Below are 24,051 nucleotides of genomic sequence, written 5' to 3' on the forward strand. Positions count from 1 at the left end.
GAACGTGGCTCACACGCGCAGCAGCGCGGGCGAGTCGATGTGCAGCACGCTGTTGGGTCCTTCGTGGATCTTGAGGGAGATTCGGTACCGGTACGGGACACCGGGCGTCATGTCGTAGGGCACGACGCCCTCCCACACCAGGAGGTCGTAGTTCTCGTGCCCGTTGGAATCGGTGGCGTCGGCCCCCGTCCCGGACACGGCGGCGGGTGCCGGAACGGTGGAGGGCTCCACCGGGTGCGGCGGCGCGGCCTGGTCGGCCGGGGGCGAGGCGGTCGCGCCGGACAGGAACTCGATGGCCTTGATCTCGACCGGAGTCTGCACGTCCACATGGATGGGCGTCCACTGGACGACCTGTCCCGGGACCACCGCCGTGATGAGTTCCGGGGTCCCCTGGTGCCTGCTCCCCGCCGAACTGTCGTCGACCAGTGAGAGGTTGCCGTTGTGCAGCGTCCGGTCGGACAACGCCCCGACGGCGTCGACCATCACGACGATGCTGATCCTGTCTTTCATCGATCCTCCCTTGTCGGATGTCATTCGGGCGTACGGGCCACCACGTGCTCAGCCCCGGTCCCTGACCAGCGGCGTCTTGCCGACGGTGGTCCGCTCGATCTGGGGTGAGGAGGGTGGCACGAACACCAGCCGGAACCCGTATCCGGTCTGCTCGATGGCCGCCGCGTTGGCCTCCCGGTCGTTGAAGAGCGACAGGGAGCTCGGCAGTGCCTGGGTGAACAGCTGCCGCGTCCCGCTCGGGCCGAGGGCGTGCTCGACGGCCGCGGCCGTGCCCTCGGCGTCGTCCACCGCCGCCAGCAGGGTGAGGGTCCGGTCCTCACGGTGGTTGTGGAACTGGACCTCGTGCGCGACCAGGTCCAGGTCGAGGCCGGCCGTCGAGCGCAGCCGCCCGCGCAGGGCCGCGTAGGCCAGCGTCGCCGAATACTGGCTGTCGTTGAGGTGCAGCACGTCGGCGGTGCGCCCGGCGAACTCGAATCGCTCGGTGCGCAGCCCGGGCCCGTTCAGGGCGGGGCGGCGGATCATCCGATCGCCGAGCTTGAGCCGGAGCAGCGGCGTCTCGTCGGCGTGCAGCCGGGTGACGACCAGCTCGCCCTCCTCGCCTTCGGCGACGGCGCGGCCGTGCTCGTCCACGATCTCCACCAGGTGCAGCCCCGGCACCGCGGAGAGCGCCGGCGAGGTGTGGTCGAGCTGGAGACCGACGCATTCGGCCTGGGTCGCGGCGAAGTAGCTGAGGATCGACACGTTGGGGAAGAACGCCTGCAGCTCGTCGCGCTTGCGCTGCGGCAGGGAGCCGCTGCCGTACATGGCGACCCGGAAGCTCGCCCTGGCGTGCGAGGGCAGGCCCGCGCCCAGCTCGGGCAGGAGCGCGATGCCGGCGGTGATGCCCATCAGCGCCTTGTGGCCCGGGTAGGAGAACATGTGCTCCAGCACCGGCGCGCTCACCGGTCCCGCGCCGATGTAGTTGACCCCCGGGACGTGGGACAGGACTCCGCCGACCATGGTCCCGCTGCTCCACATCTGGTAGTCGGCCAGGGTGGTGAACAGCCAGCGCGGCGCGGGGCCGCGCAGGTAGCGGCCGAGCTGGTAGGCGCCCATGAACGCCCCGGAGATGCGGTAGGTGTCGCGCAGTTCTCGCAGGGAGTACACGATCTCCAGGGGCATGCCGTCACCGGTGCCGCCGCTGGCCACCACCTCGAACCCGCCGAACTCGAGCGGCACGACCATCCCGGCCCGCGCGCCCATGAACATGTCCCGCTGCACGGTCTTGTCCGAGAGCGGGATCCGCTCCCACTCGGACATGTCGGCGGGGGCGTCGCGGATCCCGAAGTAGTGCAGCCGCTCGCGCCACAGCGGGTTGAGCAGGGCGACGCCGACGAGCTGCTGAAGCCGGCGGAACACCAGCGCGTTCTGCAGGTCGAGCGGAGACTCGCAGTACGGGACTCCGGTGAGCCGCCCGCACTCCTCCAGTTTCCCCGCGAACGACGGCAGCCGGGTGACGTCGTCCACCGAGCGGGGCCGCAGTTCCTCCTCGGGGATCAGCCGTGCCGCCAGCTCCGCCGAGGCGGCGATGTCCAAATCCGTCATGGTCATGAATGACTCCCGTTCCGCTGGTCGCGCCGGGCCGCGGCGCTCGCGCGCAGTACCCGTTGCCCGATGTCTCTGATCTCGGCGATGAGCATGGCCAGGTGGTCGGCGTCGATCAGGTGGTTCATCACCACCACGCGCAGCGCCGCCACCCCGTCGATGTCGACCTTGGAGATGAAGAAGCGCCCGCCGCCCCGGATCCGGTTGCGGATCTCCAGCTGCAGCCGGTGCACGGTCGCCGGTTCCAGGCCGTCCGGCCGGTACCGGAAGCACAGGATGTTGGACTCCGGCTCGTGCGCCACGGCGAAGTCCGGCTCGGCGGCGAGCATCCGGTACGCCTGCAGGGTCACCGCGCACAGCCGGTCGACCTTCTGTGCGAACAGCGCCGGGCCGTAGACCGACCAGACCGTCCAGAGCGGCATGATCATCGGGCGCTTCGTGCACTCGAGGTTCTTGTCCGCGCTGTCGTAGGCGCTGTAGACGTCCGGTTCCTCGTCGAAGACGTAGCTGGCGCGCTGCCGGAACGCACCGCGCGCCGCCGCGCCGTCGCGGTAGAAGAGCAGCGTGCACGGCGCCGGCATGAACAGCATCTTGTGGGCGTCCCAGGTCAGTGAGTCGGCCTGCTCGATGCCGCGCAGCCTGTCCCGGTGCCGGTCCGACAGCAGCAGGCTCGCCCCGTGCGCCCCGTCCACATGGAGCCAGAGCCCGTACCGGCGCGCCACGGCCGCGAGTTCCTCCAGCGGGTCGAAGGCGCCCATCGACGTGGTCCCGGCCGAGGCCACCAGGCAGAACGGTCGCAGGCCACGCCGGTGCGCCTCGTCCAGTACCGGGCCGGCCAGATCTGGGCGGATCCGCCCTGCCCGGTCGACCGGGAGCCGGACGATCTGCCGTTCCCCGATGCCGAGCACCCCGGCCGCCCGGGTCACGCTGTAGTGGGCCTCCTCGCTGACCGCTATGGCCGGGGGATCCGGCATGCCGCCGGCTCCGCGCGCCCAGATCTGCGGGAAGGCGCGGTTACGGGCGGCCAGCAGCGCGGTCAGGTTGGCCAGGGAGCCCCCCGAGGTCGTCACCATGGCGAACCGGTCGCGGTCCCAGCCGATGAAACGGTTGAGCTCCTCGGCCATGAGCCGCTCGGCGACGCTGGGGAGCTGCCCGGCCTCGTAGAAGGAGGAGGGCTGGTTGACCACCGAGCCGACCAGGTCGATAAGGCTGGCCAGCGGCACCACGCCGGAGAATTGCCGCCCCATGTAGCCGGGTGAGTAGACCGGGATGCCGGTCCCCGTGTACAGGTCGACTATCTGGTTCACCCGGTCGGCGTCGAAGTCGGCGATGCGCTGCCGTTCCGGGGTCATCAGTTCCCGGGCGGCCTTCAGCAGCACCGCCGGATCGAGGAGGTCGAGCCCCCGGACCGACCGGTCGCCCAGATACGTCGTCAGGCGACCGACGATGTCCACGGCGCCATGGTGGAAACGTTCGGGGTCGAAGGCCGCGGCGAGACCCGGCGTGGGTGACCGGGAGCCTTCGCCGGTCTTCGGCTCTGGATGGGAACTCTGGACATCGGAAAGTGAACTCGTCATGGAGCAGACTCCAATGATCCGGCGTCGAGAACGCCCATGTGGTCGCGCCCGGACGAGAATTCGAACACGGTGCGTTGAATTCCCAGGAGATCACATGAAGGTTCTCGCGAATAAACGCGTGATCTGCGGTGATGCGTCGAGCGGGAAAGAGATCCTCGGCATGCGGGGGCACGGGGCGGCATACGTGCGCTGCTGAGCCGTTCTGACAGGTTGGAACGGTCCAACTTCAAGGGAGAATGTCGACCGACGATGGTGGGAGATGGCATGAGAGGGCCTCGTTGCCCCCTGTTCACGCCTTGTTCAAGCAGTTCGGATCGGTTCGGCGGTGATGTCGCCGGCGATCAGGACCTGAAGGAGACCTAGCGTGGACGAATAGCGATTAATTCGACCTGAATTTCATCCGCCGTATACGTTGGCGCGCCTGTCATGTAAGTGAGCTAACCATTGATGCCAGGGAGGCGCAAGACCTCGAATGCAGGTGGAGTGACAGATTCCGGCCACAGTTACTTGCGCACGGTGATCGAGACAGAGGATTTTCGGCGGTTCTCAACCGTTTTGGGGCTTATGAGTTTTTCTCGTAAACTTGGAGCGCCCCCGGAATTCGAGACCGCCACCCCGGCAGGCGAGCCCATTGACATGACATTCTTATTACATGTATCTATATCCTCAAAAATGCATCGGAGGACTTTACAAGGCGATATGTCGGTCTTTCCCGGTACGTCGGCACTAAAGGGCCATCCGATCGAGCCGCCGCGCGCCGGCAGCGGTGTGGCGCGGCGGCCATGGGCCGCCGCGCCACAGGTGCGGTGTCTCGGGGGTTCGGAGGTCAGTTCGCGCTGCAGGAGACCGTCGGCCAGGTCGAGTTGCCGTTGCGCTGGATCGTCACACCCCAGTTGTTGCCGTTGCCGTTGGGCCTGGCGGTCAGCACCTGGGCGCCGGGGTAGCTCGCACTGATGTTCCAGGAGGCGATGATCTTCGCCGGGGACGGGACGTTCATCGTCACGGTCCAGTTACTCGAACCGCCGACCGAGACGTTGAGGTTGTACCGGTCACTCCACTGCTGGCCCGCGGACAGCGACGCGGTGCAGCCGCCGCCACCACCACCGCCACCGGAGGAGGAGCCGTCCACCGTGATATTGGAGTTCCCGCTGCTCTGATATCCCTCTGTTGCGAGGATCATGTAGTCATGGCTGCCAAGACTCATGCCAGAGCGGGCCCATGCGTCGAAGTGGTTGCCGCTGGTTATGGTTCCGCCCGTTTTCTTTGACTGCCGGACGCTCCAGTACTGATTGAAGGTTCTGATGCCTTCGATGGAGGGGGCGTTGGTTCGCGTCGTCTGGTAGATGTCGTACGTGCCGCCATCGCTGGTGACCGTGCCCTTGTAGGTCCCGGTGGGCCGGTAAGTGCCCCAGTTGTCGACGATGTAATACTCCACGAGTGGGTTTCTCGTCCACCCGTAGAGCGTCAGATACGCGTTGCCGGACGGATTGAAGCTGCCCGAGTAGTTCACGGTCCTGCGTCCGCCGGTGCTCCAGCCCTTGCCGGCGACGAAATTCCCGGTGTTGCTCCATGAGGTGCTGTAATTGCCGCCGGACCCCAGTTCCATGGAGACCGTACCCTGGCTGTCGGTCCAGAACGAATAGAAGTAGCCGTTGCTGGTGCCGGTCTGATTGGTGGTGACGGCCGCGTGGGCGGTGCCGGGCGACATCGCCACGACTACGGCCAGCGCCGCGGCGCAGGCGCGGCCGATGAGCAGCCTGGTGCGGCCGCGACTCCTCGGGCGGGCGGGGGCGTCGTTCATGCGCGTGCTTCCTCCTCGTGAGGTCGGCCGGAGGGCCGGGCAGCGTGGATACGACCGGCGGGGCTGCCGGCGACCAGGGGGACGGCGGCCGCCGCGCGTCGGCGTCGTACACGTGGGAAATCGGCCGGTCGTCGTGCGGTCGACGACCGGAGGAGCAGGTCGCGGCGGGTGACTCGGATCGACGGTGACTGAGGCCCAACGATGATGAAAGTATCGCCTTGATGACGAAAGTGTCGGCCTGGCTCTGCAAGCTGTCAACAAATCCTGAGGGCCTACGAAGGCTTGATCTCGGCCAAGGACTTCTTGAGCAAACATCGTGCCTGCTCATGGACCCCATCCCGGCCGATCGAGTTCGAGATCGGCCGGTGAAATTTTCGGAGACTTTCCGAATAATTCGGCATATCCGGGCGACGGCAGGGAGGTATGGACACGGCTCTCATGTCGGCCCGGTCGGCCACGGCCTCGCGCGTCGGTTGCTTGTGGCCGACCGCGGCGAGCTCGCCCCACGCGGCATCGCGCCGGCCACGGCGAAAGCCCCGGTCCGCGGTCAACAGATCATCCGCGCGAGGGTCTGCTCACCGGTCGAGTTCCCGCTCAGTCGGGGAGGACCGAGAGCCCGGACCGGGCGACGATGGCCTGGAGCGCGGCGACGTGGCCGGTGTAGGCCGCGCGTCCTTCGCGGGTGAGGCTGAACCACGTCCTGGGTCGCTTGCCGACGTATCCCTTGCGGATCCTCACATAGCCGGCCGCCTCCAGGGCACTCGCGTGTTTGGACAGCACCGAGTCACTGATGCCCAGGTTGTCGCGTACGAAGGCGAACTCGGCCTCCTCGGCGGCGGCCAGCAGGGAGACGATCTGCAGCCGGGTCGGCGCGTGGATCGCCGGGTCGAGTCGGGACGTCATCGCTTCGGCGTCTCCGCCCGCCGAGCGGTCCGCGCGGACATCCACCGGGCCAGGAGCGGCGCGGTGACCGCCACGACCACGATCATGGTCACGCCCGTCACGGTGCGCGGATAGGCGACGCCGAGTTCCTTGAACCACAACGCCAGCACGGAGCCCGCGAGACCGGTGGTGACCAGCCAGGCGGTGAAGCCGACCCATGCCCATGGATCCGTCATGGAGGAGTGCGGGCGCAGGTTCGCGTTCCTGATGTCGCTCACGAACTTGAGGACGGCGACGACCAGGCCGACCGACAGGGCCGCCACGGCGATCCAGAACCACCAGGCGGGTGTGATCTCGGTGACGAACTGCATTCCGGTGATGAAGGTCCAGACCGCCACCGGGTACCAGGCGGGGAACATCGGCGGTGCGGCGCGCAGGACCCTGTGCTGCGTCTCGCGGACCTGAGCCAGCGACCGCGCGGCTTCTTCCGGGGTGATGTCCATGGGCTGCTCCCTCGCTCTTTCCTGTCTGGAAAGTACTTTCTGGTTTCCATGTCGTCAAGTACTTTCCAATGCTGACCAGAACGGCTCACCCCGCCAAGCACCCGGTCTCATCGGCCGGGGAGATGCCGCAGACGGGCTCACCCGCGCGGATGCGATCAGCGAGGATCACCGCCTGGCAGCGAGAACGCGAAACCGGCCGGTCGCCCGGCACTTCCTGGTCCACCCCGGGTCAGTCCCCCGCGGCCGGCGATGCCGTGGCCAGCCAGGCGTCGACCTCGGCCAGAAGCGCCGCCTTGAGCTCCCGGGAGGCGAACGAGGCCTCGATCGAAGCGCGAGCCAACTCGGCCATGATGTCGTCGCCGTATCCGAGGACCTCGCGCAACCGCGCGTACTCGTCGGCCAGTGCCGTCTCGCCGTCGGTGTTGACCGTGACCGCCAGCCCGGCCGCGCGCAGCCGGGGCAGCGGGTGTTCGGCCAGCGAAGGAACGAGCCCGAGCAGGACGTTGGAGGTGGGGCAGACCTCCAACGGGATTCCGCTCTCGCGCACCCGCGTCACCAGCGCGTCGTCGTCGAGCACCCGGATGCCGTGCCCGAGCCGCTCGGTGTGCCCGACGTCCAGTGCCTCGCGGATGCTGGCCGGGCCGGCCGCCTCCCCCGCGTGGTGCACCAGGTGCAGCCCGGCCTCCCTGGCCGCGTCGAGCACCTCGGCGAAAGGCGTCAGCGGATGGCTCTCGTCGCCCGCCAGCCCTATGCCGATCACCTCGTCGTAGCGGGCGGCCAGCTCGTACGTCCGCCACAACCGCTCCACCGACCGCCGCCTGGAGTGGTCGAGCAGCACCCGGCTCCGGATCCCGAACCTGGCGCGGCCTTCGGCCAGCCCGTCGAGCACCGCCTCCAGCGGCATCTCGGGCGCTCCGAGTCGCTCCCCGTGTGCGGCTGCGGTGAAGGTCACCTCGACGTAACGAGTGCCCTGAGCGGCCTCGTCCTCGCAGAACTCCACCGCGATCCGGCGGAAGTGCTCGGGTGTGCGCAGCGACTCGCGCACTTTGGCCCGCTGGTCGGCGAACGCGCGGAAGTTCGCGAACGGGCCCTCGGGCTCCGGCGGGCCACCCAGCTCCCGCACGGTTCCGGGACGTACGGTGCTCTCCAGGTGGACGTGCAGGTGTGCCTTGGGCAGCAGGCGGAGATCTCTCACGTCAGGGCATGCTAGTGCGACGTTCCTCAAAGCAGGTAGATCGGACCCTGGGCCCTCGGCGAGCTGTCCGACGGCATGTGGTGAGCCGGCCCCCGGTGGCCCTGAGGCCGATCGGGGGCTGCCGGTGCCGAAGGAAGCGGGAGGGCGCGCGAGCGGCCCGTGACCTCGGGCAGTCTCCTGCCGGAGTGTCGCGGCCGTCCGCCGGGAACCCGAATCCATGACCTCCCACTCGAAGAGCCGCTCAGTCGGTGCCGAACTCCATCGCGGCGCGGTCGAGCATCTCGTCGTCGCCGGAGACCTCGCCGCGTGAGGCGATGGCCTCGGCACCGCCCTGCGGCATCGCGCCGATCAGTCCGGTCGAGGCCGCCTGGGCGGCGCCCACGAGCGCGGGATGGGTGGTGCCGACCATGCCGAGACTGGCGTACTGCTCCAGCCTGGCGCGCGAGTCGGCGATGTCGAGGTTGCGCATGGTGAGCTGGCCGATCCGGTCCACCGGGCCGAACGCCGAGTCCTCAGTGCGCTCCATCGACAGCTTGTCCGGGTGGTAGCTGAAGGACGGGCCCGTGGTGTCCAGAATCGAGTAGTCCTCACCGCGCCGCAGCCGCAGCGTCACCTCACCGATGACCGCCGTGCCGACCCAGCGCTGCAGCGACTCTCGCAGCATCAGCGCCTGCGGGTCGAGCCAGCGGCCCTCGTACATCAACCGGCCGAGCCGCCGTCCCTCGGTGTGGTAGCTCGCCAGGGTGTCCTCGTTGTGGATGGCGTTTACCAGCCGTTCGTACGCCGCGTGCAGCAACGCCATCCCAGGCGCCTCGTAGATGCCCCGGCTCTTGGCCTCGATCACCCGGTTCTCGATCTGGTCCGACATGCCCAGGCCGTGCCGCCCGCCGATCATGTTCGCCTCCATCACCAGGTCGACCGGGGTGGCGAACTCCTTGCCGTTGATCGTCACGGGGCGGCCCTGGTCGAAGCCGATGGTCACGTCCTCGGCTGCGATCTCGACCGCGGGATCCCAGAACCGCACGCCCATGATCGGGTCCACGGTCTCGATGCCGTTGTCAAGGTGCTCCAGGGTCTTGGCCTCGTGGGTGGCGCCCCAGATGTTGGCGTCGGTCGAGTAGGCCTTCTCGGTGCTGTCGCGGTAGGGCAGGTCGTGGGCGAGCAGCCACTCCGACATCTCCTTGCGGCCGCCGAGTTCGGAGACGAAGTCCGCGTCCAGCCAGGGCTTGTAGATGCGCAGGTGGGGATTGGCGAGCAGGCCGTACCGGTAGAACCGCTCGATGTCGTTGCCCTTGAACGTCGAGCCGTCGCCCCAGATCTGCACGTCGTCCTCGATCATCGCCCGGACCAGCAGGGTCCCTGTGACGGCACGACCGAGCGGCGTGGTGTTGAAGTAGGCGCGCCCGCCCGAGCGGATGTGGAACGCACCGCAGGTGAGCGCGGCCAGGCCCTCCTCGACCAGCGCCGCACGGCAGTCGACCAGGCGTGCGATCTCGGCACCGTACGCCACCGCGCGGCCGGGCACCGAGGCGATGTCGGGCTCGTCGTACTGGCCGATGTCGGCGGTGTAGGTGCACGGAACGGCACCCTTGTCGCGCATCCACGCGACGGCGACCGAGGTGTCGAGGCCGCCGGAGAAGGCGATGCCGACGCGCTCGCCGGCGGGCAGGGAGGTGAGAACCTTGGACATAGAACAAGAGTATGCACTGCGCTGCATGGTCATGCAAACTCTCGACCTGCGGTTCGCGATCTCGCGCGGAGGCCGCGGCCATCCGCGCTGTTCACCGAACACCGCCCACCCGCGGGCGTACGCACTCCCCGCCCGGCGCGAGCCGAGCAGGCGCCGGCCGGCGGGCGCCCGTCCGCCGGCTCGGAGGGTTCCGGGAGCGGCGAGGACCAGGCGTCTCAGAGCTTGCCGAGGCCCCGGGCGAGGATCGTCGCGGTGTCCGCGATCACCTTGTTGTCGAGGACGGCGTCCGCGGCCCTGCCGTTGGTGTAGATCGACATGATGACGGGCGCGGCCGACGTGCCGGGCCAGACGATCGCGACGTCGTTCGCGGCCGCGTACCGCGAGTTCGTGCCGGTCTTGTCGCCGACCTTCCAGGTCTTGGGCAGGCCCGCGCGGATGCGGGCGTCGCCGGTCTGGTTCGCGATCAGCCAGTTGTTCAGCCGCGCCCGGTCCTTGGCGTCGAGGGCTGTCCCCGCCGTGACCGCGCGCAGGTCACGGCCCATGGCCGCGGGCGTCGTGGTGTCGCGCCTCTCCTTGGGGTTCCAGTCGTTGAGCTCGGTCTCCCACCGGTCCAGCCGGGAGATCGGGTCCTTCAGCGTCCGGAGGTAGCCGGTCAGGCCGGCCGGGCCGCCGAGCTGCCTGAGCAGCATGTTGCCCGCGGTGTTGTCACTCCGGGTGATGGCCGCCTCGCACAGCTGCGCGACGGTCATCCCGTCCTTGACGTGATCCTTGGTGACCGGGGAGTGCTCCTTCACCTCGGCGTCCGTCCAGCGCACGACCTTGTCCATCAGGCCGGGCTCCGAGGTGCGGGCCCTGTGCAGTACGGCCGCGGCGGCGATCGCCTTGAAGGTGGAGAGCATCGGGAAACTCTCGCCCGCACGATAGGTGACCGTCTTACCGGTGGCGGTGTCGACGGCGTACGCGCCGATGCGGCCCTTGAAGGACGCCTCCAGCGTGCGCAGCTCCTTCCTGACCCGGGCCTCGTCCGACACCACCTGGGCCGCCGGTGAAGCGGCGGACGCGGTGGACGCGTGGCCTGCCGCGGTGACGCCCGTCAGCGGGACGAGCGTGAGTGATGCCAGCACCGAGAGTGCGGCGTGTCGCAGACGCATGGTGATGCCTTTCGGTTTGCGGACTACGTCTTCGATCAACCCTGGCGTGGCCGAGCGGGTACGGGGCCTGACGGCCGGCAACCTCCTGCGTCAGAGGCCGGTCCCGGCCACGTCAATCAAGATCGCATAAATGCGACCGGGTGAGCCCTGGATCAGCTTTTCGAATTGTGATGAGAGGTTCTCCCGAACCTTTGATTCAGCGGATGCTCTCATCGGATAATCCCGACATGAATGGCTCTCGATGGATACTTGTGATCACCGGTCTGGTAGTAGCGGCACTCGGTGTAGCCCTCGCCGCGACCAGCGCGGAGAGCGCGAATAGACTGTCCGGAGCAGTGGGAGGGATCGCCGGGGTCGCGGCTCTTGGATTCTCGATCTGGGTGTGGGTGGAAGAACGATCCTCACGGCCCCATGACGGCCCTCGTCGCGAGTCTGCACCTCTGCGCATTGGTCATGCTCTGCCCCCTTCCGGGAATACCCTGGCCGAGAGGCTGAGCCTTGGCGCTCCCCGCCTGGCCACCATCTGGGGCATTCCCGTGGGAATAATCGTCGCGATCGACGATGGGATGCCGGTAAGCCTGATAGCTGGATTTATGTTCGTGCTGCCCTACGCGCTGCTGTGGCTGTATGGACTTCGCAGAAAATCCAAGTCAGGTCGCTGGATGGTTGACGCCGCGTTCGGTCTCGTGGTTTCCGGCTGGACTGTTCTGGTTAGCGGCCTGCCATTTGAGACATCCGGCCCGAACCATCTTTGGATCACCCCTCCGACCTTTCTCGTGCTGGCCGGAATCGGCTGGGTGGCGACCGGGGGCTGGCTCGCGCGCATAATCAGAGGCCTTCGCGGATAAGGGGCGCTTCGCGCCGGCAGGGCTTGTTCCGGCCTTGACGAGGCATTCCTTCGGTACAGCCCCACGATCGCCGCATCTCGGTCGTGGTCGGCGAATGGTCGCTCATGACCGACTCCCCGATGTGCGGCCCGGTGTGCGGCCCGCCCACGCCGCGCGAAGCAGGATCTCGACGGACTCCCGGGAAACGGGTGCGGGATTGGACGGCGGCACGACCTTCATGACCCGGGCCGCCGCGCCGGGGATGTCGAACTCCGCCATGCCGACGTCCTTCAACGCGCGCGGTGCGCCGACCTCGCCGCGGAGGCGCTCCAACGCGGTCACGGCCGCCTCGGCCGGATCGTCCTTCTGGCCGGGCCGGGCGCCGAACGCCCGCGCGATCCGGCGGGCGGCGTCCGGGACGGCGGGCGCGTTGTAGGCGAGCACGTGCGGCAGGACGATCGCATGGGTCTGCGCGTGCGGCAGGTCGTAGGCGCCGCCGAGCACATGGCAGATCTTGTGGTGCAGGCCCGAGCCCGCCGACGCGAAGGACACCGCGGACAGGTACGCGCCGTACAGGCACCGGTCACGTCCGTCGATGCCCTCCGGCTCGGCGACCACTTTCGGCAGCCCCGCGGTCAGGGCCCGGATGCCTTCGAGCGCGAGCGCCTGGTTGATCGGGTCCGTGCCCGGAGCCCACATCGAGTCCACGCAGTGGGCGAGCCCGTTGAAACCGGACGCGACCGAAAGCGCGACGGGCAGGGACAGGGTCAGCACCGAGTCGTAGATCACCGTGACGGGCAGGACCGCCGGGTCCAGCCCCGTCGTCTTCTCCCGGTTCCCGGTCAGGCCCCACATCCTCGTGGCCTCCGACCCGGCGTACGTGGTCGGCACGGCCACGATGGGCAGGTGCGTGGTCATGGCGACGGCCTTCGCCAAGCCCGTCGTCGAACCGCCGCCGACCGACACGAGGAGGTCGGCCCCGGCCTCCGCGGCGGCCGACCTGGCCCGCTCGGCGACCTCGACCGGCACGTGCTGGACGACCTCGCGCCAGCGCAGCGCGACCGGCAGTCCGGCCGACACCTCGTCCGCGATCCGCGCCTCGCCGTCGCCCGCGATCAGCATCACCCGCGAGGCGCCGAGCCGCTCGACCTCCTCGGCCAGGTGCCGACGCGCGCCGCCGGCGTCCAGAATGACGCGCTGGCCGAGCGTCTCGTGGGTGAACGCCAATTTGTGACCGGACATCGGTCTGCCCCCTCGTATCGTCTCCGGCGGCGGAGCCGGGTTGGACGAGCTCGAAGAACCCCCACCGAGGGTTCCCGGGGAACGTACCGGAGAGCCCCCGGCGAGTTCGATCACCTGGGTGGGTGACGTCTCGTAGCCGCTCCGAGCAAGCGCGAGGCGAGCACACTCCGAGCCGGGAAGTCCTACCGGCCGAGGAGCCGTGCCGGGTGGCGCCGGACATGGCCCCGGCGGTGTCACCCCCGCGGCCGGTCCCGGGCCGTGCCGCCGGCGTCGTGCGCCGGGAACATCGGCGGCAGCTGCCCGGGCGTGAGAGCGGTCGGCCCGAAGAGCCAGTCCACGTAGTCGTAGTCGTAGACGTCGCGGTCACGGAGCACCTCGTTGCGCCACCTCCGCTTCTCCCCGTCGTGGTGCCACAGGTTTCCCCAGGCCCGCGCCGTGGTCAGCACGCGACGGCAGTGCTCCGGGCGGACGGCGTTGTAGGCCGCCAGGGCGGCGTCCCAGTCGACGCCCGTCGTGGTCCCCGCGGCCGCGGAGCCCGTCACGCCCTGCGCGCCCACGTGCTCGGCCAGCACCCACGCGTCCTCGATGGCCATCACCGCGCCCTGCGCGAGGTACTGCAGCGGCGGGTGGGCGGCGTCCCCGGAGAGGGCGATCCGGCCCCGCACCCAGTCCATGATCGGCTCGCGGTCGAACATCCGCCACCAGCGATCGCGCCACATCAGCGGCAGACCGGCCCGCACCTGGGCGCAGGTGGCCTCGAAGGCTCCGTCCAGCTCGTCGGGCGTGCCCCAGTCCTCCTCTCCGGCCAGCGCCTTCGGCGACTCGAACACCGCGACCTGGTTGAACATCTCGCCGTGGCGCAGCGAGTACTGGACGAAATGGCACCTGGGGCCGACGTAGACGACCACGTCCTTGAGGTGCACGTCGAGGTCGGCGACCCTGTCGATCGGCATGGCGCCCCGGTAGGCGACGTACGCGGAGCTGACCGGCCGGTCATCGCTCAGGATCCCGCGGGCCACGGAGTGCAGACCGTCGGCGGCGAGCACGACCTCGCCGAACTCGCGCCCTCCCTCGTGAACGGCGACAGCGCCCCCCTCGGCCTGCTCGTACCCGGTCACCGCGACGTCGTTGACGAGATCCACCCCCGCCCGCCGGCAGGCGCGCAGCAGCGTGCCGTGCAGATCGCTGCGATGGATCACCATGTACGGAAAGCCGTAGCGCCGCTCCACGTCGTGCAGGTCGAGCCTGGTGATGACCTCGGCGTCGACGGCGTCCTTCATGACGATGCTCTCGGGGAGCACACCGAGCGACTTGATCTCGTCGAGCAGACCCCAGTGGCTCAGGATGCGGGTGCAGTTGGGCGCGATCTGCAGACCGGCGCCGACCTCGCCGAACCGGGAGGCCTGCTCCAGCACCCGCACCCGCAGGCCCTTCCGGGTGAGCGCGAGGGCGTTGGCCAGACCGCCGATGCCTCCGCCCACCACCACGACGTCGACACCGTCGCCGTCTTCAGCCATGTCTGTCGTTCCTTTCGTCACCCCGCGCCTGCCTAGAGCCAGTGCGGGAGTTCGGGTGCAGGCCGGCCTTCCGCGCCGGTGACGTCGTCCGTCCGGCGGCCGGAGAGGTAGGCCGTGAGGCCGGCCAGGGTGCCGGTCACCGGAGCGGGGTCTCCGGTGCCGGAGACGGTCCATGTGCCGTTGTGGCCGGTGGCCGTGAGGGTGAGCGCGGGCCCGGCGCCGCTGCCGGACCGTTTGGCGGTGATGTCGTCGATCAGGGCGACGAGGAAGTCGGCCGGGAGATCGTCGAAGCCCACTCCGGCGCCGAGGTCGACGGCGTGCACCATGACCTCGCGGGCGCGCATCCAGGGGATCTCCTCGGCGGGGACCTGGCGGCCCTGGGCGGTGCGGACCTGGCGGGCCCACTGCCGCTCGTCCAGCTCGGCGAGCCGTGCCTCCAGGGTCTCGGCGGCCCGCGCGGCCCAGGCGCGCAGCTCGGCCGCCGGCCGCGCGGCACCGGCCTCGATGTCGGCGTCGCGCCGCGCCGGCGAGGAGTACATCGGTGTCTCCTCGCCGGTGCGCGCCCAATGTGCCAGGTTGACCAGCGCGTCGGCGTTGGCGGCGACGTGGGCCAGCAGGTGCCTGCCGGTCCAGCCGTCGAGCGCCGTGGGCCGGGCCAGCCGGTCGTCCGGCAGCGTGATCAGGGCGTCGAAGAAGGTCCTGGTGCCCTGGGCCATCCAGCGCAGGGTGTCGGCGCGGCTCCTGTCGGCCGCCATCAGGCGACCGACTCGGCGACGGCCTTGGCCTCGGACCGGCCCAGGCCGGTGATCTCGGTGGTCAGGACGCCGCCGTCGGCGAGGTACCGGGCGGGCTTGCGGGCGTGACCCACCCCGCCGGGGGTACCGGAGGCGATGACGTCGCCCGGGCTGAGCGTGAGGATCGTGGAGATGTACCGCACCAGGGCGACCGGGTCGAACACGAGATCCGAGGTGTCGGCCCGCTGCACCACCTCGCCGTCGACGGATCCGGTCAGGGTGAGCGAGGGCCGGGTGCCGCCGGGCAGCTCGTCCGGGGTGACCAGGTAGGGGCCGAACGGCGTGCTGCCCTCCCAGGTCTTGCCCTGCAGCCACATCGGGGAGCGGTACTGCCAGTCGCGCGCGGTAACGTCGTTGAGGACGGCGAACCCGGCGATGGCCTCGGCGGCGTCGGCCTCGGTGGCCCGCCGCACGGTCCTGCCGATGACGATCGCGAGCTCGGCCTCCCAGTCCACCTGCTCGGACTCCGGCGGGAGCTGGATCTCGTCATAGGCCCCGACGAGCGCCTCGGGGTACTTGGCGAACAACGTCGGGTACCGCGGCAGCTCCCGCCCCATTTCAAGGATGTGGTTGCGGTAGTTCAGGCCCACACAGATGATCTTGCCGGGGCGGGGGACGACCGGCGCGTAGCCGACGCCCGCCACCGCACCTCCCTGGGTCCGGGCCGCGTACTCGGCCCAGTCCGGCTGGGCCAGCAGCTCACCGACGTCGGCGAGACCGAGGTCGACCAGGGTCTCCCCCTCCACACGTACGGCCCGGGTGGCACCGTCGGCGGTGCGGATGGTGGCGAGCTTCATGCGTTTCGTCCTTCCACGTGGGCGCGGTCCAGGTGCAGCGCCTCGAAAATCGGTCCGTCACCGAATTTGAAGAGATCAAGGGCGGCCGAGTCGGAGTCGGACGCCGAGGCCTCCGACCTCGCCGAGAACGGCACCCAGGACGGGACGACGAACAGGTCACCGCGGGTGACCGACCAGGAGGCGTCGCCGACCGTGACCCGGCCGCCACCGTCGAAGACCTGGTACACCGAGGAGCCGGCCTCCCGGCGGGGCGAGGTCTCGGCGCCGCTGCGGATCCGGTGCATCTCCGCCCGGATGGTCGGCAGCACATCGCCTCCGGTGGTGGGGTTGGTGTAACGCACCGCCGCGTGGCCGGGCTCGACCGTCCCGGCATGGCCCTCGGCCTCGAGATCGAGCTGGTCCGCCAGCGCGCGGTCGGTGTCGACCCACCGGTAGGCCAGCAACGGGGTGCCGGGCTGAGAGCCGGGGGCCGAAACCGGGCGCAGGCCGGGGTGCCCCCACAGCCGCTCCGAGCGGGAACGTTCGGGGGTGGTGCGTTCGGCCGCGCTGATCTCGTCACGGCCGAACTCGAAGAACTGCGACTCGGTGACGTACTGGAACGGGATGTCCAGGCCGTCGATCCAGGCCATCGGCCTGTCGGCCGCGTTGTGGTGGGCGTGCCAGTTCCAGCCCGCCTGGGGCAGGAAGTCCCCGCGACGCATCGGCACCGGATCACGGCCGACCACGGTCCACACCCCCTCGCCCTCGACGACGAAGCGGAACGCGTGCTGGGTGTGCCGGTGCTCCGGGGCGTCCTCACCCGGCATGAGGTACTGGATCGCCGCCCACAGCGTCGGCGTCGCGAACGGCCGGCCGCCCAGCGCCGGGTTCGCCAGCGCGATCGCCCGCCGCTCCCCGCCCCGCCCGACCGGCACCAGATGCCCGGCCCGGTCCGCCAGGGCCAGCAGGCTCTCCCACCGCCACAGGTGCGGTGTCGCCTTGGATCGCGGGTGTAGCGGCATCAGGTCGCCGATCTCGGTCCACAGCGGGACCAGCAGCTCCTTCTCGAAGCCGCGGTACAACTCCTCCAACGCCACCGACGGCGTCGGCTGGTCCGGCGAGTCGACCACGGCGAGGCGAACCGGGGAGTTCGCGGTCTCGGTCATCTCTGGCTCCTTCGACGTGGCGTGACACAGCGGTGATCGCCGGCCTCGCCGTGTTGCCAGCTTGTATCCTGAGCACCAGAGAAGAACAGGAGATTCTGCTATGAAGAATCCGCCGAACTACTCCGTGCGAAGCGTCGACCACGCGCTCCAGCTCGCGGTCATGCTCCAGGTCGAGGGTCCATTCGGCGTGGGCGAGGCCGCCGAGCGTCTCGGGGTGGCGCCCTCCACCGCCCACCGGCTGCTGGCCATGCTCGTCTACCGGGACTTCGCGATCCGGCGCGAAGACCACCGGTACGCGGCCGGACCGGTCCTCTCGCTGGGCGGGAGCTCCCAGTCACGTACCGCGCTGCTGCGCTCGGTCGCCATGCCGCACCTGGCCGGCCTGGTCGAGCGGATCCGGGAGAGCGCCAACCTGCAGATCCTGGCCGGTGACCACGTACGGTTCATCGGATCGGTGGAATGCACCCAGGCGCTGCGGGTCGGCAACCGCGAGGGCATGGTCTTCCCCGCGCATCTGGCCTCCGGTGGCAAGGTCATGCTCGCCGACCTGCCGCCCGAACGGCTCGACGCACTGTACAGCGAGGCGAAATGGGCTGGTCGCCTGGACCAGCGCCCCAACCTCGCGACACTCCGTCGCGAGCTGCGGACCGTCCGCGAGCGGGGTTTCGCCATCAACGCCGGCAGGACCGAAAGGGGCGTCACCGCCATCGGCCGGGCCGTGCGCGGCGAGGACGGCCGCGCTCAGGCAGCCGTCTCGGTGTCGATGCCCACCAGCCGCTTCTCCCGGGATCGCCTCTCGGACCTGGTCAGCGCCCTGGCCCTGACCACCCGCGACATCGAAGAGGAGATGCGAGGTGCCGATCTCCCCAGCACCCGCTCGTGAGTTCCGCGCCGCGGACCGCCGGTCAGCTGAGCAGTGCCGAGAGCTTCGTGTCCGGGGCCAGCACGACACGGGTGAGCAGCGCGGCCACTCGGGCCAGGCGGTCCTCGGCCTCCTCCCGGTCCCAGAGTTCGACGGCGTACTCCAGGTCGAGCACCACCCGCTCCCCCGCCATCCCGGCGTACATCTCCAGCTCGTAGCGGTTGGCCCTGGTGTGCACGTAGTCGAAGCCGACCTCGCATCCGGCCAGTTCCGGCACCGCGGGGCCGTCGCCCGCCCAGTCGGAGGTGACCTGGAAGAGCGGCATCCTGCGCGGGTCGGGGTGGATCCTCAGTGCCCGTACCACCTCGTTGAACGGGGTGCTCTGGTGCGCGTACGCCTCCAGGACGGTCCGGCGTACCCGCCCGGCCAGCTCGGTGAAGGTGGGGTCGCCGCCGCAGTCGAGGCGGAGCGCCACCATGTTGACGAAGCAGCCGACCACGCCCTCCAGACCGGGCAGCGGGCGGTTGTCCGCGGTGGTGCCGATCACCACGTCGTCCTGGCCGCTCCACTGGGCCAGCATCGCCGCGAAGGCGGCGGTCACCAGCATGTAGGGCGTGGTCCTGCTCCGCCTGGCCAGCGCGAGCAGCCGGCGCGAGTCCGCGGGCGGCAGATGATGGGCGATCATCTCGGTGTCGCGACTCTGCCGCCGCCCGTCGCGCGTCCTGGGCAGGACCAGTTCGGGGGCCCCGCGCAGTCGTTCCCGCCAGAAACGCTCCGAGGCGGCGGCCTCGGGGCCGCCGAGCCAGGCCCGCTCCCAGGCCACGTAGTCGGAGAAGCGCAGGTGCGGTGCGGCGGGCGCGGTGTCGCGGTCGGAGTACAGGCGGCCGAGCTCGCCGATCAGCAGGCCCATCGAGACGCCGTCGGTGACCAGGTGGTGCTGGACCAGCGCGAGGACGTGGTCACCGTCGCCGAGGCGGTAGAGGCCGGCCCGCACCAGGGGGGCGACGGACAGGTCGAAGCCGCGCTCGGCGTCGCGGGCCGTACGGCGGGCCGCCTCCGCCGCCCGCCCCGCCTCGGGCAGGCCGGTGAGGTCCTCGACGGGCAGCTCGACGCGGGCGTCGGCGTCGAAACGCAGCACCGGCACGTCGCCCACCAGCGCCACCCGGGCGCGCAGGTTCTCGTGCCGGGCGACGAGCGCGTCGAACGCGCCGCGCAGGGCGTCCACGTCGATCGGGCCGCGTATCCGGTAGGTTACGGCGGCGATGAAGTCCCGGGCGTCGCCGCCCGCGAGCTGCTCGTTGATCCAGATCTGCAGCTGCGCGGTGGACAGCGCGCAGCCGTCCGGCTCCGTGCCGTCCGGTACGGCCTGCCCGGCGGGCGCCCGTTCGGGCTCCGGCTCGGGCCGCCCCGCGCGATCGGCGCGGCTCGCGCCGGCGAGCGTGTGCTCCAGCGCGGGGTGCCTGGCGGCCAGGTAGTCGGCCAGGTCGGCGGGGACGCAGTGCTCGAAGAGGGCCGTCAGCGGAACACGCACGGCGAGCACCGAGGCGATCTCGCGTACCAGCCGGGCCGCCAGCATCGAGTGGCCGCCCAGCGCGAAGAAGTCGTCGTCGGGTTCCACCACGTCGAGGTTCATGACGCGCGCCCAGATGGCGCAGAGCGCGGCCTCCAGAGCGGGCAGCTCGCTCCGCTCGCCGAGTTCGGCCGCCTCGGGCAGCAGGGCGGTCCTGACCCGGCCCTCCTCGTCGCGCGGGATCTCCTCCACCGCCACGATGACGGCGGGCACCATGTAGTTCGGCAGCCGCTCGACGAGCGTGGCGCGCAACGCGTCGGGCGGTTGCCCGGCGACGGCGTAGCCGACCAGCTCGCGTCCCGCGCCGCCCTCGACCGCGATGACCGCGGCGTCGCGTACGGCGGGGTGGGCGCGCAGGACCTCCTCGACGTCCTCCAGCTGCACCTGGAAGGGGCCGAAACCGACCAGCCGGTCCTCGCGCCCGCGCTCGACCACCCGCCCGTCGGGCCTGCGGACGGCCAGACGGCCGGTGGGTCCGTGCCCGCCGGAGTGGCGGACCAGCTGGCCGACGGCCCCGGCGGGCAGCACGTTGCCGTCCGGGTCGAGCACGGTCACGTCGCCCTGGGTGAGGGTGGCCCACTCCTGCGGGGAGATCATCGGGATCTCCGACAGGGGCTGAGCGGGGTCTGCTGCGACCGCCCGCAGCACCCGCTCGTGATGACGCATCAGGCGGGCGATCGTGACCTCGTCGAAGAGGGCGTCGTCGTACTCGACGAAGAAGTCGACCCGCTCGCCCCGCCGTACCGCCTCGACCGCCACGTCGAAGCGGGACCTACCGCGCGTCACCTCGACCTCTGCGGCGGGCACACCGCCGATGGAGCGCTCGGCCGCGCCCGCGTCCCACATGGTGAAGACGACCTGCACCAGCGGGGTGTGCCCGGCGTCGCGCTCGGGCTGCAGGAACTCCACGAGCTTCTCGAACGGTACGTACTGGTGGTCGAAGGCGTCGAAGGCGGCCTCGCTGACCGCGTCGGCCAGCTCGGTGAAAGGGATCTCGCCCGCGGGGCGCAGCCGTACCGGCACGATGTTGGCGAAGAAACCGAGCGTGCCGTCGAACTCGCGCCCGGGGCGGCCGGGGGCGCCGGTGCCCAGCACCATGTCGCCGCGTCCGGTGTAGCGGTAGAGGGTGGTGGCGAAGGCGGAGAGCAGCACGGTGAAGAGGGTGCCGCCGACCCGCTCGGCGACCTCGCCGAGCGGGCCGGTCAGGCCGGGGTCGAGCGGGAATCGCTCGCGCCTGCCGGTGCCGGCCCGCCGGCGCGGCCGGGGCCGGTCCGCGGGCAGCTCCAGCACGGTGGGCGCGCCGTCGAGCGTCCGCCGCCAATGGTCGACGTCGGCGGCCAGGCGGCCGCCGGCGAGCCGCTCGCGCTGCCAGCGGGCGAAGTCGCCGTACTGGGCGGGCGCACCGTTGGCCGGCTCGCCCCGGTAGGCCGCGTCCAGCTCGTCGAGCAGCAGGTTCATCGAGAATCCGTCGCTGATGATGTGGTGCACCCCGAGCACGAGCGCCTGCCGCTCCGAGCCGAGCGTGACGAGCGAGGCGCGCAGCAGCGGCCCGGCGGCCAGGTCGTAGGGGGCCTCGGCGACCTCCCGGGCGTACTCCATGAGCGCCTGCTCGCCGCCGACGGACGCCTCGCGCAGTACGGGACCCCGTGCCCAGATCGCCTGGACCGGTTCGCTTCCCTGGTAGACGAAGGTGGTGCGCAGCACGTCGTGCCGGGCCACCACCTCGTCCAGCGCCCGGCCCAGCCGGGCGGCGTCCAGTGTGCCGTCCAAGACGAGTACCTTCAGCTCGTTGTAGGAGCCGTTGCCGGGATCGTCCTGCTCGACGAACCAGAGCTGCTCCTGCAGGTAGGAGAGCGGGGCGGTGCGGTCGGGCAGGCCGGTCACGGCGCTGTCTCCGTCCTCCTGGCGATCACCCACAGGAAGCGCGACTCCCCGAGCGGTGTCCGCTGCGCCACGACCTCCTCGCGCTCGGGTACCAGGCCCGCCGCGCGCAGCAGCCGAAGGTTCTCCTCGGTGGGGAAGCCGGAGAAGAACATGGTCGAGCCGAACCACTCCTCGATCGCGCCGGGGATGTCCTCGGTCATCAGGGTGGCGAGCAGCAGACCGCCCGGCTTCAGCCAGCGGGCGATGCCGCCCAGCAGGCCGGGCAGTTCCTCGCGCGGCAGGTGGGTGAGGGTGTAGATGGACACGACGGCGTCGAAGGAGGCGTCGGGGAACCGCGCCTGGGCCATGTCGGCCTGCACGAGCGTGGCGCCGGGCAGTGTCCTCTCGGCGAGTTTGAGCTGTTCGGCGGAGATGTCGACGGCGGTGAGGGCGTGCGCCTCGGCCAGGCGGCGCGAGGACTCGTGGCCGCTGCCGACACCCAGCTCCAGCACCGAACCGCCTTCGGGCAGCATCCCGAGCAGGTGGCCGGTCCACTCCGTGCGGGGGCCGTCGGAGAACTCGGCCTGGAAGGCGGCATAGCGGTCGGCGATGTCGTCCCAGCCCTCGCGGACGATGTCCTTGAGATCGGAGCGGACCTCGGAGTCGACCGCGTCGGCGACCCCGGCGATGGTCGGCCGGTCGAAGAAGTCGGCGACCGGCACCTCGATGCCGAAGATCGTGCGGACCCGGCCCAGGAGCTGGATGACCTGGATGCTGGTGCCGCCCAGCTCGAAGAAGTGGTCGTGCGGACCGAGCGAGCCCACGCCGAGCAGCGGTTTCACGATCTCCTCGGCCACCCTGCGCCTGGTCGGCGTCCAGTCGGCGCCGTCATCGGTGCTGTCATCGGTGCCGTCATCGGTGCCGGTGTCGCTGTCGGTGTCGGTGTCGGTGCCGCCGCGCGAAGTCCTGGCGGCGGCCAGGGCCTCGCGGTCGACCTTGCCGGCCGGGGTGAGTGGAATCTCCGGGACGTGGACGAACTCGTTGGGGACCAGCGGGGCCGTCAGCCACCGGGCGGCGGTCTCACGCAGCTCGGTCACGCCGGGCGGCTCCCCCGTCGCGCAGACGACGTAGGCGATCAGGCGGGCGTCGCCGTCGTCGAGGGCCTCCGCCTCGACCACGGCGTGCGCGACCGCCGGGTGCCTGCGGAGGGTCTGCTCGATCTCCTCCAGCTCCACCCGGACGCCGCGCACCTTGACCTGCCGGTCGGCCCGCCCGGCGAAGACCAGCTCGCCGTCGGCGGTCCAGCGCACCAGGTCGCCGGTGCGGTAGAGCCGCTCGCCCGGCGTGGTGGCGAACGGGTCGGGGACGAAGGAGAGCGCGCTCGCACCGGGGCGGTCCAGGTAGCCGCGGCCGAGGCCGGGACCGCCGACGTACAGTTCGCCGACCGTGCCGATCGGGACCGGGCGCATCGACTCGTCCAGGGCGTAGGCCCGGTGGTTGGGCATGGCGCGCCCGATGGGTGGTGAGGTGTCCCAGCTTCCCCGGCACTCCTGGGTGATGACGCCGACCGTGGTCTCGGTGGGCCCGTAGCTGTTGACGAACCTGCGTCCGGCCGCCCAGCGGGTGGTGAAGTCACCCGAGTAGCTCTCGCCGCCGACCGCGAGCACCCGCAGGTCGGGGAAGTCGCCGGGCTCCAGCAGTCTCAGCATGCCGGGGGTGCCCATGTAGACGGAGATGCGCCGCTCGCGCAGCAGGTCGCGGAACCGCTCGGCGGAGGTACGGGTCTCGGCGGAGGCGACGTGCAGGACGGCCCCCGACAGCAGCGCCCCGAAGGCGTCGAAGGTGGAGACGTCGAAGGCGATCGAGGAGAACTGCACGAGGCGGTCCTGCGGCGAGAGCCCGTACAGGTGCTGGGCGCCCCGGACGAACGCGGTGACCGCGCGGTGCTCGATGAGGACGCCCTTGGGCGTCCCGGTGCTGCCTGAGGTGTACATGACGTAGGCGAGGTTGGCCGGGTGCAGCGGCACCCCCGGGTCGTCCTCGTCGCCCCCGGGGTGGTCGTCGACGTTCACCACGCACCACGGACCCGGCGGCACCTCGGCCTCGGTGGTGGAGTCGGCCAGCACCACGGCGGTTCCGGCGTCGCGCAGGATCGCCTCGACCCGCTCGGGCGGGTTGCCCTCGTCGATCGGAACGTAGGCGCCCCCGGCGGCCAGCGTGCCGAACATGGACACCACCATTCCGGCCGAACGGCGCTGGTAGACGGCGCAGCGGTCCTCGGGGCGCACGCCGAGGCCGAGCAGGTGCCCGGCCAGGCGGTTGGCGGCGCGGCGCACCTCGTCGTAGCTGAGGGTCGTGCCCTCCTCGTCCGTCAGCGCCGTGGCGGCGGGCGACCTGGCGACCTGGGCGGCGAACCGTTCGATGACGGTCGCCGGCTCGTCGGCCAGCTCGGTGCGGTTCCACTCCTCGACGACCAGGCGCGCGTCGTGCTCCTGGATCGTGTCCATCGGCTCCTCCTTCGGGGACCGTTCCTTCCGGGAC

Annotated in this window: 18 protein-coding genes; 2 read left to right on the top strand and 16 right to left on the bottom strand. The window is 70.6% G+C overall.

Annotation, left to right across the window (positions count from 1 at the left end):
- Positions 1–9: 9 nt before the first annotated feature.
- The 9 genes from AB0J58_RS22555 to bla form a co-directional block, all read right to left on the bottom strand.
- Positions 10–510 (bottom strand): hypothetical protein, encoded by a 501-nt coding sequence (locus AB0J58_RS22555; protein WP_364218417.1) that lies wholly within the window; start codon positions 508–510, stop codon positions 10–12.
- A 48-nt stretch (positions 511–558) separates the two neighbouring features.
- The gene (locus tag AB0J58_RS22560; protein ID WP_364218419.1) at positions 559–2,100 is read right to left on the bottom strand and encodes a hypothetical protein; all 1,542 of its coding nucleotides are present in this window, start codon (positions 2,098–2,100) and stop codon (positions 559–561) included.
- Positions 2,097–3,548, bottom strand: coding sequence for a pyridoxal-dependent decarboxylase (locus AB0J58_RS22565; RefSeq protein ID WP_364218421.1), 1,452 nt, complete (start codon positions 3,546–3,548; stop codon positions 2,097–2,099). The genes AB0J58_RS22560 and AB0J58_RS22565 overlap by 4 nt, the downstream gene beginning before the upstream one ends.
- A 949-nt stretch (positions 3,549–4,497) precedes the next feature.
- Positions 4,498–5,472, bottom strand: a complete 975-nt coding sequence (locus AB0J58_RS22570) for a glycoside hydrolase family 11 protein (protein ID WP_364218422.1) — start codon at positions 5,470–5,472, stop codon at positions 4,498–4,500.
- Positions 5,473–6,066: 594 nt separating this feature from the next.
- Positions 6,067–6,375 carry a transcriptional regulator gene (locus tag AB0J58_RS22575; RefSeq protein WP_364218424.1) on the bottom strand — a complete coding sequence of 103 codons (309 nt, stop codon included), beginning with the start codon at positions 6,373–6,375 and terminating at the stop codon, positions 6,067–6,069.
- Positions 6,372–6,857 (bottom strand): hypothetical protein, encoded by a 486-nt coding sequence (locus tag AB0J58_RS22580; protein WP_364218426.1) that lies wholly within the window; start codon positions 6,855–6,857, stop codon positions 6,372–6,374. Before AB0J58_RS22580 ends, AB0J58_RS22575 begins: the two co-directional genes overlap by 4 nt.
- A 229-nt stretch (positions 6,858–7,086) precedes the next feature.
- Positions 7,087–8,052, bottom strand: coding sequence for an adenosine deaminase (gene add, locus AB0J58_RS22585; protein WP_364218428.1), 966 nt, complete (start codon positions 8,050–8,052; stop codon positions 7,087–7,089).
- A gap of 241 nt (positions 8,053–8,293) precedes the next feature.
- Entirely contained in the window at positions 8,294–9,742 is a 1,449-nt protein-coding gene (argG, locus tag AB0J58_RS22590; RefSeq protein ID WP_364218430.1) for an argininosuccinate synthase, read from the bottom strand.
- 215 nt (positions 9,743–9,957) lie between these two features.
- Positions 9,958–10,893, bottom strand: a complete 936-nt coding sequence (bla, locus tag AB0J58_RS22595) for a class A beta-lactamase (protein ID WP_364218432.1) — start codon at positions 10,891–10,893, stop codon at positions 9,958–9,960.
- Positions 10,894–11,429: 536 nt separating this feature from the next.
- Here bla and AB0J58_RS22600 point away from each other — a divergent pair.
- Entirely contained in the window at positions 11,430–11,741 is a 312-nt protein-coding gene (locus AB0J58_RS22600; RefSeq protein WP_364218434.1) for a hypothetical protein, read from the top strand.
- A 102-nt stretch (positions 11,742–11,843) separates the two neighbouring features.
- Here AB0J58_RS22600 and AB0J58_RS22605 read toward each other — a convergent pair whose 3' ends face one another.
- The 5 genes from AB0J58_RS22605 to AB0J58_RS22625 form a co-directional block, all read right to left on the bottom strand.
- Entirely contained in the window at positions 11,844–12,962 is a 1,119-nt protein-coding gene (locus AB0J58_RS22605; protein ID WP_364218435.1) for a maleylacetate reductase, read from the bottom strand.
- A 233-nt stretch (positions 12,963–13,195) separates the two neighbouring features.
- Positions 13,196–14,479 (bottom strand): FAD-dependent monooxygenase, encoded by a 1,284-nt coding sequence (locus AB0J58_RS22610; RefSeq protein ID WP_364218436.1) that lies wholly within the window; start codon positions 14,477–14,479, stop codon positions 13,196–13,198.
- 32 nt (positions 14,480–14,511) lie between these two features.
- Entirely contained in the window at positions 14,512–15,234 is a 723-nt protein-coding gene (locus AB0J58_RS22615) for a maleylpyruvate isomerase family mycothiol-dependent enzyme (protein ID WP_364218438.1), read from the bottom strand.
- Positions 15,234–16,070 (bottom strand): fumarylacetoacetate hydrolase family protein, encoded by an 837-nt coding sequence (locus AB0J58_RS22620; protein ID WP_364218440.1) that lies wholly within the window; start codon positions 16,068–16,070, stop codon positions 15,234–15,236. Before AB0J58_RS22620 ends, AB0J58_RS22615 begins: the two co-directional genes overlap by 1 nt.
- The gene (locus AB0J58_RS22625) at positions 16,067–17,215 is read right to left on the bottom strand and encodes a cupin domain-containing protein (RefSeq protein ID WP_364218441.1); all 1,149 of its coding nucleotides are present in this window, start codon (positions 17,213–17,215) and stop codon (positions 16,067–16,069) included. The genes AB0J58_RS22620 and AB0J58_RS22625 overlap by 4 nt, the downstream gene beginning before the upstream one ends.
- A gap of 100 nt (positions 17,216–17,315) precedes the next feature.
- Here AB0J58_RS22625 and AB0J58_RS22630 point away from each other — a divergent pair, with 100 nt between their 5' ends.
- Positions 17,316–18,098, top strand: a complete 783-nt coding sequence (locus tag AB0J58_RS22630; RefSeq protein ID WP_364218443.1) for an IclR family transcriptional regulator — start codon at positions 17,316–17,318, stop codon at positions 18,096–18,098.
- Between the two features lie 22 nt (positions 18,099–18,120).
- On the opposite strand, the gene AB0J58_RS22635 is transcribed toward AB0J58_RS22630, so the two are convergent.
- Positions 18,121–21,564, bottom strand: a complete 3,444-nt coding sequence (locus AB0J58_RS22635) for a condensation domain-containing protein (RefSeq protein WP_364218445.1) — start codon at positions 21,562–21,564, stop codon at positions 18,121–18,123.
- Entirely contained in the window at positions 21,528–24,017 is a 2,490-nt protein-coding gene (locus AB0J58_RS22640) for an amino acid adenylation domain-containing protein (RefSeq protein WP_364218447.1), read from the bottom strand. The genes AB0J58_RS22635 and AB0J58_RS22640 overlap by 37 nt, the downstream gene beginning before the upstream one ends.
- Positions 24,018–24,051 lie beyond the last annotated feature (34 nt).

This window comes from Streptosporangium sp. NPDC049644 (assembly GCF_040675205.1).
In the GTDB taxonomy this organism is placed as follows: Bacteria; Actinomycetota; Actinomycetes; order Streptosporangiales; family Streptosporangiaceae; genus Streptosporangium; species Streptosporangium fukuiense.